Source organism: Cronobacter malonaticus LMG 23826, assembly GCF_001277215.2.
GTDB lineage: Bacteria > Pseudomonadota > Gammaproteobacteria > Enterobacterales > Enterobacteriaceae > Cronobacter > Cronobacter malonaticus.
In genome coordinates, this window is the sequence record NZ_CP013940.1 from 2383476 (window position 1) to 2397015 (window position 13540).

Sequence of the window (13540 nt, forward strand, 5' to 3'; positions counted from 1 at the left end):
TAGATGAGGAACGAATGACTAACCTGACTTCCGGGCGTCGCGGCGGCTGGCTGCTGCTGGCGGGCCTGTTGACCATCGCGACCACCCTTCGCGTTACCTTTACCGGGGCGGCGCCGCTGCTGGACGCTATCCGCGTTGATTTCTCCCTCTCCACAGCGGCGACAGGGCTTCTGACCACGTTGCCGCTGCTGGCCTTCGCGCTGGTATCGCCGCTGGCGGCGGGCAGCGCGCGGCGTTTCGGGATGGAGCGCAGCCTTTGCGGGGCGCTGCTGCTTATCTGCGCGGGCATTCTTCTGCGCTCCTCCGGCAGTGCGGCAGCGCTCTTTGCCGGCACCGCGCTTATCGGCTGCGGAATAGCCATCGGCAACGTGCTGCTGCCTGGCATGATCAAGCGGGATTTTCCGGGCAAGGTGGCGAAACTCACCGGCGCGTATTCGCTGACGATGGGACTTGCGGCGGCGGCAGGATCGGCGCTGGTGGTGCCGGTCGCAGCCCTTAGTGGCGGCTGGCGCGGCGCGCTGCTGGCGCTGATTGTCTTTCCGCTGCTTGCTCTGCTGCTCTGGCTGCCGCAATTACGCTCTTCCCGCCACGATACCGTCGGCGGCAACGCGGCGGCGCACAGTCGCGGCATCTGGCGCTCGGCGCTGGCCTGGCAGGTGACGCTCTTTCTGGGCGTTAACTCGCTTATTTATTACATCGTTATCGGCTGGCTGCCGTCGATTCTGATAAGCAGCGGCTTTAGCGAAGCGCAGGCGGGTTCGCTGCACGGACTGATGCAGCTTGCCACCGCCATACCGGGCATTGCGGTGCCGCTGTTGCTTGCAAGACTTCGCGATCAGCGCGGCATCGCCATTCTGACCGCGCTGCTCTGCGCCGTAAGCCCGGTCGGGCTGTGGTTTTTCCCGCATCTTGCCGCGTGGTGGGTGATGATTTTCGGTTTTGGATCGGGGGCTACGATGATCCTCGGCCTGACGTTTATCGGCCTGCGCGCAAGCTCCGCGCATCAGGCCGCGGCGCTCTCCGGGATGGCGCAGTCGGTGGGATATTTGCTGGCGGCATGCGGGCCGCCAGTCATCGGCAGGCTCCACGATCTGCTGCAGAGCTGGATCCTGCCGTTAATGGTCTGCGCCACACTGGCCGTGGTAATGGCGATCGCAGGCGGGTTTGCCGGGCGCGCGCGGGAAATCGGCGCGCCGTAACTTAACGCCGGGCGGCGCGCAGGAATTCACGAACCAGCGGCACCGGACGTCCTTCCAGCGCCCCGCGCTCGTGCTGGAACAGCGTCGCCACGAAGAACGGATGCGTCGTCAGCTCGACGGCGCGCACGTCGCCCTCGCTATCCCAGCCGGTAATTTTCAGCGCTTCCTTACTGAGTGCGTCGACAAACTCCGGTGCCACGCCAAAGTTGCAGCGATACGCCTCTGCAATTTCCTCACGTCCATAAGCGCGCGCGATAAGCGTATGCGGACGCAGCTCTATCTCCCCGGTCTGCTCCACCAGCGAACAGCTGAGCGGTGCAATCACCAGTCTGCCGCCCTGCGCCGTTTCGCCGTGGTTGGCGTCGCGCCAGCCCAGGACATTACGGGCATATTCAATTACCGCATGCTGAAAACCGCCACAGGTGCCGAGAAACGGAATGGCGTTTTCGCGGGCGTAACGAATAGCGATAAACGCCCCGTTTTCATTTTCATAAGGGCTGCCAGGCACCACCCAGATGGCGTCATAACCCACCAGATCTTCCGGGCTTTTAATATCTTTGGTCGGGAGCCAGTCGTAATCGGCGGTGAGTTCCAGCACCGCGGCGGCGTCATCAATTGCCAGCGGAATCGCCTGATGCGCGACCGTCGCGCTGTTATAGTCGCCGACCAGCGCAATACGCAGGGTGGAAGTGAGCGGAGAGATTTCCATAGGGTTTTCCTTATGCCGGAATGAATTAAGCACAACATAAGGAGCGTCAGCATACCGATCTGCGCGCTCGCTAACAACACCCAAAATCTGCAGTGAATGATAGGCAAATTTTGCGAGACGTCTCGGGCAATCGCGCGCTGTGGTTTGCCTCACGCCTTCACGAGGACGATAATCGCCCACAGATAACGACAAGCCAGGAGGCAAAGATGATTACGCTGAAACGCGTTTACGACGAGCCAGACGCGCAGGACGGCTACCGGGTGCTGGTAGACAGGCTCTGGCCACGCGGCATTAAAAAAGCGGATTTGCCGTTAGATGAGTGGAATAAAGCGCTGGCTCCTTCGACGGCGCTTCGCAAGGCGTTACACGGCGAGGTTATCGATTTTACGCACTTTAGCGAGCGCTACCGTGAAGAGCTTGCCGCACAACAGGAAGAAGGCGAGCGTCTGGCGGCGATTTCCCGTAAAGGAACGCTCACGCTGTTGTTTGGCGCGAAAGACAGGCACCAGAACCACGCGCAGATCCTCGCGGCGTGGCTCAGGGAGCTTGCTGAAAAGGCTTAGTCGAGGAGTAGCGCCGTTTCTTCGAGCGGCAGCAACTGGCCGTCAAGCGGCATCAGGTGTTCGGCGCGGACAAACGCAAAGCCAGCCTGACCGTCGGCGGCCACGACATCGCCCGTCACCAGCCACAGCGGGCGGGCGCAGCTTTTGGGCACTTCAGTCATAAAACCGGTGACGGGGTTAATAAAGCGCTCGCCCGGCTGGCAGAGGCTGAAGAGTTCAACAGATTTACCGATATTCTCCCGTCCGGCAGCGGTACGGGCGCCGATGATAATGGCGAGAGCGCCTGGCTTGAGTTGTTGCATGGTCTTTCCGCGTTCGCAATAAGCAATATAAGCAATAAATGTAACGCGTAGATCAGAACATTCTTATGTCACGATGTAAAGATTTCTGAATCAAAAAAACCGCATGTTTTGCTGGCGAATCTTCATATTTTCTTCATCCTCTCGCCCTGCTTTGCCGTTAAGCTTGCCGCTACGCTGGTGATGCCTCACATCACTACCATTTTGCCTCACCTTACCCCGCTGCAGGAGCGGCTTGCGGCACCATGAAAACGCGGTACGGGCAATTGCCCTGCTCGTGCGGCCGATAACGACAGCCTTCCATGCTCTCCTTCATATCCGCGGGGTGTTTTTTTATATACACACCCACTAAAAATTGCCTGATTAAAAGACATTGAGCTGCCGTTTAAAAAGCAGTGAGATCGGATCGATATAATTCGGAGATTCGCGTTCTTTCAGGTTTTTCTCATGTCGGTCATCACTTCTCACGCTGAGCACACCCCCAGCAGCGGCCTGGATCTTATTAAGGCACTCACTACAGGCACACTGATGCCCGGCGGGTTATGGCAGAAAAAAAGTTATCGTCTGAAGTTTGCGCTGCGAAGTGCTATTTATCTGTCCGCCACGCTGCGCTTTATGGATGCCCTGGCGACAAATCCACGTTTTGAACAGCTGTTGAGCGTACAGAAAACGCTGCCCGGCAAAATCCACCGCCACTATCTGCGTCTGGGATTAAGCGCAGGCGAGCGTGGCAGCGCCATCATTAATCACTACGATTTTATCCAGGCTCAGGCCGCCCCGCGTCTTGCCGATGCGCTCTGCGCGACCAGCGAGCAGCCGCTTTTTACCCTTGCGGCGAAAGAGAAAACGGTCGTCATTAGTGCGTCATCGGCCCATAAAGCCGAGCGTGAAGGCGAAAGTACACTGTGGCTGCGCTGTGATGATGTGCTGCTCGCCAGCCTGACGTTCAGCGTGGTGCGCGACGCCAGCGGCTACGGCATTGCCATCGGCGGCCTGCAGGGGCCGCGCAGAAGCGTACCGCATGAAGCCATTCGTGATGCGACGAAAGCCTGTTACGGCGTCTTCCCGAAACGGCTGCTGATGGAAGTTCTGTGGCTGATGATTCAGCAGCATGGCATGACCCATTTCGAGGCGGTGAGTAATAACGGTCACGTGTTCCGCGGCCTGCGTTATCGCTTCAGCAAAGGGCGTCACTTTTTTGCAAGCTACGATGAGTTCTGGGAATCGCTCGGCGGCGAGCGTCGCGGCGTGCGCTATTTTACGCTGCCGCTTGCTGCCGCGCGCAAACCGCTCGAAGAGGTCGCCAGCAAGAAACGCTCTGAGTACCGTAAACGCTACGAGCTGCTGGATGCTCTGGCAGAGCAGTGGCGCGCGCTGAACGCGCAGTAATGCTCAGGCGGCCTTCTGGCCGCCTTTTTTTATGGCGTTTCCCCCAGGTTTGCGCAGCTTACCCGCCCGCCGTCGTCCTGGTAGACTGCATCAGGTTTTGCATCGCTCACAAGGAAAACGCATGGCACAACAGGCTTTCGACTGGCAGGCCCTGGAAGAGGCTGCCGTCACGATGATGGTCGCTGCGGTTCGCGACGTGCATCAACAACACCCGCAGGAGCGTCTGTACGGTGCCACCTTCCATGCTTTTTATGGCGACGGGGCCGTCCTGTACTGGCCCTGCATCGCGGTGGGGACGGAGGAAAGTCTCGCGCGGCGCGTGGCAGAATATCAGGCGCAGGGCGATACTTCATCGCCAGCATCGCTAACCGAGAGCCTGCGCTGGTCTTCGGCAGATCTGCCTTACAAGCTGAAAGGCTGGCACAGGAGTGCGGAGATTTCGCTGCGCGCAACGCTACCTTTTCCGTGTGGGAGAAAACTTACGACCATTTTTTGCGCCGCTTCCCGAAGGCCGCCAAAAAGGCGCGTCAGCAGCTCATCCGTGAAGGCGTGGTGGATAAGAATTTTATTATTATCGCCGAAGACGACGCCGGTGAGCTTGTCCCTCTGAGTCTCACCCGCGCGCAGCTGCTGCGCCATTTTCCGCAGTATGACGCCGACGAAAAAGAACGCCGCCGCCTGACCGCCCTGCCCCCCGAAGAGCAGCTTCGCGAGCTGGTGCCACTGGCGCTCGGTGTCGTCCGGGGCACGCTGTATGGAGGGTATGACGAACTGCTGAAAGCTATCGGACAACCTGCCGTGGTGCCGCTTGCGGCGGTGGTGCGCGGTGACGCGCCAGGCGAGCGCTGGAATGCCTGCAAACTTATCGCCGAAATTAACGACGCCACGGAGGAGGCCATCACCGCGCTCTGCGGTCTGCTGGATGATGAGAACGCGGACAACAGCGATCGTTGCTGGGCGGCCTGCGCGCTGGCGCGACTTGGCAGGATGGATTCTATCGTCGCGCGGGTTCCGGAGCTGGCACCGGATATTGCCGCTACCGGACTTACGGCACCGTATCGCAGTTTTCGCGACTGCGGACGGTTTCTGCCGCTCGACTATCGCCCGCTCGAAGCGGCGCTGGAAGCGCATCCGCAGCTTGAGGCTGCCGTGGCGCATGAGCTTCAGCCGGGGCGTGGGTATTGCCGCATCACACCAGCCGAAATTCCAGCCGCCCGTGCCGGGCTGACCTCACACGTTGCGCTGATCCGCGCCCATGCGCAGGCGGTACTGGAAGAAGCTGAAGATAAGCTTCGCTGATCCTTGCGCCCATAAAAAAACCGCCAGCAGGCGGTTTTTTTATTTTGCGTCGTCTTCTGAGCGATACGGCCCTTTCTCGTCGTCATCGCTGTCGTCACGCTTGCGCGTCACTTCCCCTTCAGGGCCAGGCGTGCCGCCGCCCTGCTCTTCCGCCTGTAAGCGAAAAGCCTGCTCTTTTTGCGATTCGCCGAAGTATCCGAAACCAAAAAACATGATGACCTCCTGTATCCATCAGAGTTAACACACTAAGTGTAGCTGACCAGAAAGCCTTCGCAGGCGCGGTACGCTTACCGTCTGTCTGAAAAGCGCGAGCGTCGGAATGCCGTTAGCTCGCGACTTTATCGAGTACGCGCTGAATCGCCGCGGAAAGTTCGTTGATTTCGAACTTCGCCACATAGCCATCCGCACCCACTTTACGCACGTGATCTTCGTTAGCGCTGCCGGAGAGCGACGAGTGGATCACCACCGGAATCTTCTTCAGGGTCGCGTCCATTTTGATGTTACGCGTCAGGGTAAAGCCGTCCATTTCAGGCATTTCAAGGTCGGTCAGCACCATCGCGATTTTATCGGTGATCGACTGCCCTTCCGCCTGCGCCTCTTTCGCCATCAGCTTAATTTTTTCCCAGGCTTCGAGGCCTGTGGTGTGCATCAGCGCCGGAATGCCCATGCTCTTAAGGCCGTGTTCCAGCATCGAGCGTGCCACTTTGGAATCTTCCGCCACGATAGCCACCGCGCCCGGTTTCAGTTTGAAGCTGCGCTCCTGCATCACGGTGTTCGGCTGACCGTCACGTACTGACGGGATGATGTCATAGAGGATCTGTTCAACATCCAGCACCAGCGCCAGTTCATTGCTTTGGTTATCGCTGTCGAGGCGCGCGATGCTGGTGATGTTACGTGAGCTGACGCCTGATTCCGCCGTATGCACCTGGCTCCAGTCCAGACGAATAATGTTCTCAACCGATTCCACCGCAAACGCCTGGGTGCTACGCGCATATTCAGTGACCAGCAGCAGGTTCAGGCCGGTGGTCGGTTTGCAGCCGGTCACCGCCGGCAGATCCACCACAGGGATAATCTGACCGCGGATATTTGCCATACCGAGCAGCGGCGCCTGCATGCCAGCAGCTTTAGTAATGGTCGGCATCGGCACGATTTCACGCAGTTTAAAAACGTTAATACCGTACAGCTCCGGTTTCTCCTCTTCATTCGCAGATCCCAGCCGGAAGAGAAGCAGTTCGAATTTGTTCGATAAAGCGAGATTCGCCCTCTCATCGATATCTTTCTGGAAGTTATCCATATTGACCTCAAAGGTACGCTTGTGGGTGGTGGCTCATGCGGCGAAAGGGATAACGCGCTGGTGCCTGGTTTCAGGCACTCCTTGCGCCTGAATTTGGTTTAAATCGTTATCGGCAGGTTTTGAAAAAAGTAGAGGGGAAAGAAGAGAACAAATTTCGGCACGTAACAAAAAGGAGAGCGGACGCAAAAAACGAAGCCGCCCTCAGGCGGCTGGTGGAGCGCATAAATTCAGGGCGCCTTACGCCACGCGTCGCGCAGTGATTCGCGCCCGTGCGGCTCCTCTTTTTCCGGCAGGTCGTCCTCTTCCCACGGGTTTATCGTATTCGGCGCATCTTCGGGCAAGCCGTGATGCTCGTTATCGTCTGCAAGCGGTCTGTCGGGATGGCGATTGTCAGGCATTTAGCTTTCCTCATATCCTCGGGACAAAGGAAAAGTGTAGCCTGGCTTACGGGTGCCGACGCTTTTCTCACATCCCGCTCGCCAACGCCTGGTCAAGCGGCTAAAGTGAAACGTAGCGCCGACGCACTCACCAGAAGAGGTAAAAATGACGGGATCGATTGACGAAATTATTGAAAAACTCCAGACGCGCATCCTGGCGTATGAAATTCTGTTCCAGTCACTGCTGGAAGAAGTGCCTGCCGTGCTGAAAGAACGCGTGGTTGACAATGCGCGACACCACTTCGCAGGCCTTGAGGCTGGCGTTAACAGCGATCCGGAAAAGGCTCAGAAAATCACGGCCGCCCGCGCCGTAGTGGAACAACTGCTGGCCCGTAAGCATTAATTATCGGGAAAGCATAATCGCGGCGCGGAGGCGTCGCGTTTTTAATGCTGTTCGACGAGTTTTTACTTTTCTTTAAACCCGGCACAGAAAAAGAAAAAGCCCGCAAGCGGGCTTTTTTTACTGAATGGGGCGTATTTTTAGCGGTGCGTATTCGTTTCGGAATGCATCATCGCGTAGCTGTCGTAACGTTCAGCCGCCGAGAAACCCACCAGCATGGCAGATTTGCAAAATATACATTTTGCGCCGTGCGGGTTTTTATCGGTTACGTCGAAACGGGACGTACGATACTGCGAGCCGTGACACGCAGGGCATCTGAAATGCAAGCCTGCTGCAATCATGTTGTCTTTAGAGCGCCACCACATTCACGGCTGACGGGCCTTTAGCACCGTTTTCAACCGAGAATTCAACCTGCTGGCCTTCGGTCAGCGTGCGAAAGTTATCGCTCTGGATAGCGGAGAAATGGACGAACACATCTTTGCTGCCGTCTGCCGGTGCGATAAAACCAAAGCCTTTATCCGCGTTAAACCATTTCACTGAACCATTCATTCTGTTAGCCATATTTTAATACCTTTATACTTGAGCCTTGCGGCGAAAATGGTTTGAGTGACAGAAATATTCAGTGCTTAAGAGGGAACTCAAAAGAAGAGATATCGAAGGATAACGTCTGGAGATGAGTACTACTGAAGTGGAGGACTCGTACCAACCACTGCACAACGGGTTCTGCGTATCAAACCGAGGAGTTCATTAACGCACGCCCTGATTTTTTAAGCAAGCAGTAATGTACCTTTTACAAAACTCTATATTCAGACTTGCGCAATATTATGCTGCTAGTCCATTTTATCGCTTACCGCCAGTAAAGCAGAAAATAAATCTCCGGGCGCGTTAAAAAAACACGCGCGACTTCTTTCTTTAACAAAATATATTTTCTGCGGCTCAGTAAAGCCGTGACGCTATTTTCTTACGCACCCTGGCTTCAATATTGTCAGCGGGGATGTTTGCTTTCGCGATCTCTTCCCGCCCGGTAAAACCACGCGATGACGTGCGTCACGCGCGAAATATTGTTAAGGTTTATCTGATGACAACACTGAACGAGGTAATAATGAACGCGTTTGTCAGGCCCACGCTTACGCTTCCTAATCAGGAAGAGAAACTGCTGCTGCACTCCTGCTGCGCGCCCTGCTCGGGCGAGGTCATGGAGGCGTTGCAGGCTTCCGGTATCGATTACACCATCTTTTTCTATAACCCCAATATTCATCCCCAGAAGGAATACCTGCTGCGCAAAGAGGAAAATATCCGCTTTGCTGAACAGCACGGCATTCCTTTTGTGGACGCCGATTACGACACCGATAACTGGTTCGAGCGCGCTAAAGGGATGGAATGGGAGCCGGAGCGCGGCGTGCGTTGCACCATGTGCTTCGATATGCGCTTTGAACGCACCGCGCTTTATGCGCATGAAAACGGCTTTAAGGTGATCAGCAGTTCGCTCGGCATTTCGCGCTGGAAAAACATGCAGCAAATTAATGACTGCGGTCACCGCGCCGCAGCGCCCTATGAAGGCATGGTGTACTGGGATTATAACTGGCGTAAACAGGGCGGCTCGGCGCGCATGATTGAAATCAGCAAGCGCGAGCGGTTTTATCAGCAGGAATATTGCGGCTGTGTTTATTCGCTGCGCGACTCCAATCTGCACCGTAAAGCGCAGGGCCGTCCATTAATTAAAATCGGCACGCTCTATTATGGCGACGAGTCATAACGGTAATCTGCGTCGTTACGATTGACCTCATTACGCGAAAGCCCGGCTTCATGCCGGGCTTATTATTTAATCACTGCTGCTACTGTCGCAGTCGCCACCCGAGCCGCTGTCTGAACTGCAGCTGTCATGATGAGATGAGTGCGAAATGGTCGACGTCGAATCATACGACGCGTGGTTCGTTCCCGGATGGTGCGAGGTGTCGGTGTAATAGCGGGTATCGCCGCATTGACCGTGCGGCGCAGTCGTAAACAGCCAGATGACGGTTTTTATCGCGTGCAGTATGAGAGGGATCCCCACCAGCGCCTGTGCGAAACAGGTTACCCATATTGAGGAATTTGTCACAATATCCGCCGTGAGGTATTCCATCAGCGGTGTAAATGCGATGACCTGAGCCAGCGCCAGCCAGAAGCCCAGCAAAAAAATGTAAGCGACAACGCTGTACCCTATAAATGCCAGCAGCTGTTTTATACTTAATCGGTAACCCCAGCGTAAGGTATTTCGCCAGTGTGTGAAGTAGCGGTGTCGCATCCCTGATTCCTCTTATTAGCGGCAAACAGGTTACCGCAGCGGCCCGCGCCCTGAAACTACCAGAATCGTGGTCGCGTGGTATAAAAAGCCAGCAGCCGTAAATTTAAAAAATAAATATCGGGCTATTGGTACTCAATGTGTGTAAGGTGCACCCTCCACAATTCAAAGAAGATACTTATGGCTATTCATAAAAGAAAATCGCAAGACAGTTACTTAAGCCGTGTCACCTGCCCGAAATGCAACGAAAAATCTGAACACAGCGCCGCCCGCGTCAACAAGAAAAAAACGCTCATCTGCCCCGCCTGCAATCATTTATTTGTCTCCGCGCAAGCCCCAGCGACGCCATTCTAAACCCTGTTTTTGTAGCCGGTTAAAAGCGCCGGTCTTGCTGGTGCTTTTAACTATGCTGAATAGCGCTGAATTTATGCGCGATGATACCCGGCCATGTCTATCTGCGCCGCAAGCTGTTCTCCTCTGTTAACAACCTCACAAAAGAAAAGTTAAACTAGAAACATTTTTTTAATAGAGAAATTACGCTGCGATCTCAATTCCATTTAACAGGCAGAATGTGTTAACAAACAATAACCTCCCACCTGCATTTCTTTGCGTTTTTTTACTTTCATATTCTCTAAAAGCCGGTCGTCTGTCGCCGATAAACGCCCTGAACCGTTTATATCGCATGAGGGAGAAATATCCTTGAATATGAAAATGGATGTGAAAGGAATGACAATGACCGTAAGGCTTTTCTCATTTATTACGCTGGGAACTTTAATTATTATTTTTCTCGCCAGTTCAGCCTCTAATCTGTGGTCGCTGACGCGCAGCAATCAGGCGCTGGATGATGTCAATAAAGAGATCCGCGTTGTGCTTTCCGTGGTGGACCCGATTAACCACAGCCGGACGGTGCGCGTACGCCTGATGGAAGCGATGATTAATCAGTCGTTAGGCAAAACCTCACAGGCAGAAACGTCACTGGAGGGTGCCAGGGAATTCTTACAGCACGCCACGGAAACGTTCGACTCGTATATGGCTTCGCCCCGCGCGCCGGGTGAAGAGGAAATTTTAGCGCCCTATCGCCAGACCTGGCAGAATTATCTCGACAAGGGTTTACGCCCGATGGTTGAGGCTGCGAAGAATCATGACGTGGAACGCTTCAACCAGCTTGCAAGCTTTACCGTACCGGCGCTTGATTACCAGTTTGAAAATGAATTACTGAAACTCCTTTCATTCCGGGAAGATTATGCGCATAACCTTAATCTGGATGCGCAGGAACAATTTAAATACAGCCTCACGCTGTTGGGCGGGTTTACGCTTATTTTTGTTCTGATCCTGATAGCGGTATTTATTCTTATCCAGCGTCGGATCCTTAAACCCTTAGACATCGCGCACGCCCAGTGCAAGAAAATCGCCGAGGGAGATTTACAGAATCCGATCATTTCGCATTCCGGTGATGAAATAGGCAGGATGCTTGCCGCGCTTGAGCAAATGCGGCAGTCCCTGCGCGAGATTATCATCCAGGTGCGCGACTCCAGCGACAGCGTGGCGCACGCCGCTGATGAAATCGCCGCCGGGAATATCGATCTCTCCGCGCGCACTGAAGAACAGGCGGCGTCTCTTGGCGAGACCGCGGCCAGCATGGAGCAGTTGACCTCCACCGTGATGCACACGTCTGATAATACGCATAATGCGGACCTGCTGGCGGGTTCAATGCGCGAATCGGCGCAGGAAGGCAATCAGATTATGGAAGAAGCCGTGGAATCTATGATGGAGCTTGAATCGAGCGCCAGACGCATCGACTCCATTACCGGCATCATTGAAGGCATCGCCTTCCAGACCAATATTCTGGCGCTTAACGCCGCCGTTGAAGCGGCGCGCGCGGGTGAACAGGGCCGCGGATTTGCGGTGGTCGCGAGCGAAGTGCGCAACCTGGCGCAGCGCTCTTCCGCCGCCGCCAAAGAGATCAAAGAACTGATCGAACAATCCGGCACGCATATTACGTCCGGCAGCGAAAAAGTCAGCCGGGCGGGTGAGAGCATGAAGGCAATCATTAATTCTGTTAATCAGGTGTCGGTATTAATGTCTGAGCTGGCGTTGTCCACCGGCGAACAGAGCCGCGGCATTGAACAAATTAACCTTGCGGTCAACCAGATGGATGCGGTGACGCAGCAGAACGCCGCGCTGGTAGAAGAAGCTTCTTCCGCCGCGATGTCGCTGAAAGAGCAGTCTCACCTGCTCAGGCAAACCGTCGGTATCTTTAACGTTAGCTGACGAGAGTAAAAGGTTCAGGTAGCCGGAACGCGAAATAAGACGGCAGCGCCGTTAACGTGTTTCTCAATAAAAAAGCCGGGCGACAGGATGCGCCTGGCTTTTTTATTCGTTCCGCTACGGCATGCTCACTTTTACGCCTGGATAAGACGCGTCTCATCCCGTTTGTGTCGCCGTCATGTTAAACAGAAGGTATTAACCGACCCACACCTAAGGAAAAACGTATGTCTGCCGATCTCTCCCAAATGGGTGGTGCCAGAGTGACACTCGCCACCGATGAAACGGGCAGACGGGTTATCGAAAAATGCCCGGTGGGAGACGTTGAATATGGCTTTTATCAGCATGCCGCACGTGAACTCGCCGATGCCGGTATCCTGACCCCAACGTTGCTGGGTGCCGATCCTGAGCAGCGTAAGCTGACGCTTGAGTATATTCCGCACGCCATTGACTAGGACGCGGTAGCAGATGACCGCATTCTGGCGATACTGGCTCGCCTGCACCGTTATCCGGCTCATCCCGGCTGGCGCTATCACCCTCACGGCTGGTCAGACGCGGCGCTGGAAAATACGCTCAGCCTCCTGGCACTTACAGAGACCGCCGCCCGGCAGTTGCGAACGCTTTATCGTCACCGCGATATGCTGTTTGAGAAGCCATGCCTGATTTCGGGCGACAGCAATGCGGGTAACTGGGGCAGAAGAGAGAACGGTGAGCGGGTGCTGTTCGACTGGGAACGATTCGGACGCGCAAGCCCGGCGATTGATCTGGCACCGCTGATTAAAGGCATGGGCACGCCGCAGGCATTTGTTCAGATGGCCGGGCGTTACCGTCGCTTCTCATCGCAATACCCGGTTGATGAGCTTGCGCGTGACATCGCCATCGCCAAAGCCTGGATTGTCACTGAAGTCGTCACGCTACTCCATGAGCGGCAAAAAGCGTCGCTTCCGTTATATCTCAACTGGTACCGGGAAAATCTGCCTGACTGGCTGGATAACACGGTCAGGCTGGTGTGATTAAATATGTTGTTCTGAACAGTCAAATCACGGCTCAAAGGCCGTCATAGCGAATGAAATAAAAATGCACGCTAAGTAGCCTGCGCCTCGCTGTCTGCCCGCATCGCTCGCTTTTACTATCCACTCGCGAAAAGCGGCGACATCTGCCCGTGCCTCCGCTTCCTTCGTCGTCACCAGATAATAATTCGCGCGGGTAACGAAAATTCAAAAAGCATCCTGAGCATCTGGCGTTTGATTAGATCCTGAACCAGCAGTTTGCTGGCGGAGACAATGCTGGCAGTTATTCTCAGTAGCGTCATTATTCTTGTCGTTAATCAGTGGAGCGGGTTAAAAGTTGCCGACGCCCTGTTGCTGGACCTCTCATTACTGGGCGCGCTGTATTGTAAAATTCAACAGCAGGCACCTCAGTCATAATATCGCCGCCCCCAAAATTAAGGGGGGAATTTTAGCCC

The 13540-nt window shown here is 55.1% G+C and carries 17 protein-coding genes and 1 pseudogene; 10 read left to right on the plus strand and 8 right to left on the minus strand.

The features are described 5' to 3' along the window. Positions 1 to 14 precede the first annotated feature (14 nt). The gene (locus AFK66_RS11245) at positions 15 to 1199 is read left to right on the plus strand and encodes a CynX/NimT family MFS transporter (protein ID WP_023898929.1); all 1185 of its coding nucleotides are present in this window, start codon (positions 15 to 17) and stop codon (positions 1197 to 1199) included. 1 nt (position 1200) lies between these two features. On the opposite strand, the gene AFK66_RS11250 is transcribed toward AFK66_RS11245, so the two are convergent. Further along, positions 1201 to 1908 (minus strand): CTP synthase C-terminal region-related (seleno)protein, encoded by a 708-nt coding sequence (locus tag AFK66_RS11250; RefSeq protein ID WP_007783514.1) that lies wholly within the window; start codon positions 1906 to 1908, stop codon positions 1201 to 1203. 206 nt (positions 1909 to 2114) lie between these two features. On the opposite strand from AFK66_RS11250, the gene AFK66_RS11255 reads away from it, so the two are divergent. Further along, positions 2115 to 2471, plus strand: coding sequence for a DUF488 domain-containing protein (locus AFK66_RS11255; protein WP_007783511.1), 357 nt, complete (start codon positions 2115 to 2117; stop codon positions 2469 to 2471). On the opposite strand, the gene AFK66_RS11260 is transcribed toward AFK66_RS11255, so the two are convergent. Further along, positions 2468 to 2773, minus strand: a complete 306-nt coding sequence (locus AFK66_RS11260; protein WP_007783509.1) for a hypothetical protein — start codon at positions 2771 to 2773, stop codon at positions 2468 to 2470. The genes AFK66_RS11255 and AFK66_RS11260 overlap by 4 nt on opposite strands. Positions 2774 to 3217: 444 nt before the next feature. Here AFK66_RS11260 and AFK66_RS11265 point away from each other — a divergent pair, with 444 nt between their 5' ends. The 3 genes from AFK66_RS11265 to AFK66_RS23025 all read left to right on the plus strand — a co-directional run bounded on the left by AFK66_RS11265 (position 3218) and on the right by AFK66_RS23025 (position 5458). Continuing rightward, positions 3218 to 4159, plus strand: a complete 942-nt coding sequence (locus tag AFK66_RS11265) for a VirK/YbjX family protein (protein WP_032968124.1) — start codon at positions 3218 to 3220, stop codon at positions 4157 to 4159. A 121-nt stretch (positions 4160 to 4280) separates the two neighbouring features. Beyond that, positions 4281 to 4769: a DUF4303 domain-containing protein gene (locus AFK66_RS23020; protein WP_230582681.1), complete on the plus strand. Its 489-nt coding sequence runs from the start codon at positions 4281 to 4283 to the stop codon at positions 4767 to 4769. Beyond that, on the plus strand, positions 4712 to 5458 hold the full coding sequence (locus AFK66_RS23025; protein WP_230582680.1) for a hypothetical protein: 747 nt from the start codon (positions 4712 to 4714) through the stop codon (positions 5456 to 5458). The genes AFK66_RS23020 and AFK66_RS23025 overlap by 58 nt, the downstream gene beginning before the upstream one ends. Before the next feature lie 39 nt (positions 5459 to 5497). On the opposite strand, the gene AFK66_RS22745 is transcribed toward AFK66_RS23025, so the two are convergent. The 3 genes from AFK66_RS22745 to AFK66_RS22750 all read right to left on the minus strand — a co-directional run bounded on the left by AFK66_RS22745 (position 5498) and on the right by AFK66_RS22750 (position 7150). After that, positions 5498 to 5671 (minus strand): hypothetical protein, encoded by a 174-nt coding sequence (locus AFK66_RS22745; RefSeq protein WP_007670864.1) that lies wholly within the window; start codon positions 5669 to 5671, stop codon positions 5498 to 5500. 112 nt (positions 5672 to 5783) lie between these two features. Beyond that, positions 5784 to 6752 (minus strand): chemotaxis protein, encoded by a 969-nt coding sequence (locus AFK66_RS11275; RefSeq protein ID WP_004385761.1) that lies wholly within the window; start codon positions 6750 to 6752, stop codon positions 5784 to 5786. Positions 6753 to 6979: 227 nt separating this feature from the next. Next, entirely contained in the window at positions 6980 to 7150 is a 171-nt protein-coding gene (locus AFK66_RS22750) for a hypothetical protein (RefSeq protein ID WP_007696562.1), read from the minus strand. Between the two features lie 145 nt (positions 7151 to 7295). On the opposite strand from AFK66_RS22750, the gene AFK66_RS11280 reads away from it, so the two are divergent. After that, positions 7296 to 7532: a hypothetical protein gene (locus AFK66_RS11280; protein ID WP_007783499.1), complete on the plus strand. Its 237-nt coding sequence runs from the start codon at positions 7296 to 7298 to the stop codon at positions 7530 to 7532. A gap of 137 nt (positions 7533 to 7669) precedes the next feature. Here AFK66_RS11280 and ymcF read toward each other — a convergent pair whose 3' ends face one another. Then, positions 7670 to 7894 carry a cold shock small protein YmcF gene (ymcF, locus tag AFK66_RS11285; RefSeq protein WP_043056255.1) on the minus strand — a complete coding sequence of 75 codons (225 nt, stop codon included), beginning with the start codon at positions 7892 to 7894 and terminating at the stop codon, positions 7670 to 7672. Continuing rightward, positions 7878 to 8090 (minus strand): transcription antiterminator/RNA stability regulator CspE, encoded by a 213-nt coding sequence (gene cspE, locus AFK66_RS11290; protein ID WP_004385765.1) that lies wholly within the window; start codon positions 8088 to 8090, stop codon positions 7878 to 7880. Before cspE ends, ymcF begins: the two co-directional genes overlap by 17 nt. Positions 8091 to 8631: 541 nt before the next feature. On the opposite strand from cspE, the gene AFK66_RS11295 reads away from it, so the two are divergent. Further along, on the plus strand, positions 8632 to 9285 hold the full coding sequence (locus AFK66_RS11295) for an epoxyqueuosine reductase QueH (protein ID WP_032968777.1): 654 nt from the start codon (positions 8632 to 8634) through the stop codon (positions 9283 to 9285). A 66-nt stretch (positions 9286 to 9351) separates the two neighbouring features. On the opposite strand, the gene AFK66_RS11300 is transcribed toward AFK66_RS11295, so the two are convergent. After that, a complete protein-coding gene (locus tag AFK66_RS11300) occupies positions 9352 to 9813 on the minus strand; it encodes a hypothetical protein (RefSeq protein WP_007783489.1) in 462 nt (153 codons plus the stop codon). 177 nt (positions 9814 to 9990) lie between these two features. Here AFK66_RS11300 and AFK66_RS22755 point away from each other — a divergent pair, with 177 nt between their 5' ends. The 3 genes and pseudogenes from AFK66_RS22755 (at position 9991) to AFK66_RS11310 (ending at position 13088) form a co-directional block, all read left to right on the plus strand. Then, complete coding sequence (locus AFK66_RS22755) at positions 9991 to 10164, plus strand: YnfU family zinc-binding protein (protein ID WP_007783486.1); 174 nt, start codon at positions 9991 to 9993, stop codon at positions 10162 to 10164. A 378-nt stretch (positions 10165 to 10542) separates the two neighbouring features. Continuing rightward, positions 10543 to 12081 (plus strand): methyl-accepting chemotaxis protein, encoded by a 1539-nt coding sequence (locus AFK66_RS11305; protein ID WP_032983095.1) that lies wholly within the window; start codon positions 10543 to 10545, stop codon positions 12079 to 12081. Between the two features lie 221 nt (positions 12082 to 12302). Further along, positions 12303 to 13088: pseudogene (locus tag AFK66_RS11310) on the plus strand (phosphotransferase family protein). The last annotated feature ends 452 nt before the right edge of the window (positions 13089 to 13540 follow it).

Coding starts and splice junctions, on each gene's coding strand:
- AFK66_RS11245 (WP_023898929.1), top strand. CDS start 15: ATGACTAACCTGACTTCCGGGCGTCGCGGCGGCTGGCTGCTGCTGGCG.
- AFK66_RS11250 (WP_007783514.1), bottom strand. CDS start 1,908: ATGGAAATCTCTCCGCTCACTTCCACCCTGCGTATTGCGCTGGTCGGC.
- AFK66_RS11255 (WP_007783511.1), top strand. CDS start 2,115: ATGATTACGCTGAAACGCGTTTACGACGAGCCAGACGCGCAGGACGGC.
- AFK66_RS11260 (WP_007783509.1), bottom strand. CDS start 2,773: ATGCAACAACTCAAGCCAGGCGCTCTCGCCATTATCATCGGCGCCCGT.
- AFK66_RS11265 (WP_032968124.1), top strand. CDS start 3,218: ATGTCGGTCATCACTTCTCACGCTGAGCACACCCCCAGCAGCGGCCTG.
- AFK66_RS23020 (WP_230582681.1), top strand. CDS start 4,281: ATGGCACAACAGGCTTTCGACTGGCAGGCCCTGGAAGAGGCTGCCGTC.
- AFK66_RS22745 (WP_007670864.1), bottom strand. CDS start 5,671: ATGTTTTTTGGTTTCGGATACTTCGGCGAATCGCAAAAAGAGCAGGCT.
- AFK66_RS11275 (WP_004385761.1), bottom strand. CDS start 6,752: ATGGATAACTTCCAGAAAGATATCGATGAGAGGGCGAATCTCGCTTTA.
- AFK66_RS22750 (WP_007696562.1), bottom strand. CDS start 7,150: ATGCCTGACAATCGCCATCCCGACAGACCGCTTGCAGACGATAACGAG.
- AFK66_RS11280 (WP_007783499.1), top strand. CDS start 7,296: ATGACGGGATCGATTGACGAAATTATTGAAAAACTCCAGACGCGCATC.
- ymcF (WP_043056255.1), bottom strand. CDS start 7,894: ATGTGGTGGCGCTCTAAAGACAACATGATTGCAGCAGGCTTGCATTTC.
- cspE (WP_004385765.1), bottom strand. CDS start 8,090: ATGGCTAACAGAATGAATGGTTCAGTGAAATGGTTTAACGCGGATAAA.
- AFK66_RS11295 (WP_032968777.1), top strand. CDS start 8,632: ATGAACGCGTTTGTCAGGCCCACGCTTACGCTTCCTAATCAGGAAGAG.
- AFK66_RS11300 (WP_007783489.1), bottom strand. CDS start 9,813: ATGCGACACCGCTACTTCACACACTGGCGAAATACCTTACGCTGGGGT.
- AFK66_RS22755 (WP_007783486.1), top strand. CDS start 9,991: ATGGCTATTCATAAAAGAAAATCGCAAGACAGTTACTTAAGCCGTGTC.
- AFK66_RS11305 (WP_032983095.1), top strand. CDS start 10,543: ATGACCGTAAGGCTTTTCTCATTTATTACGCTGGGAACTTTAATTATT.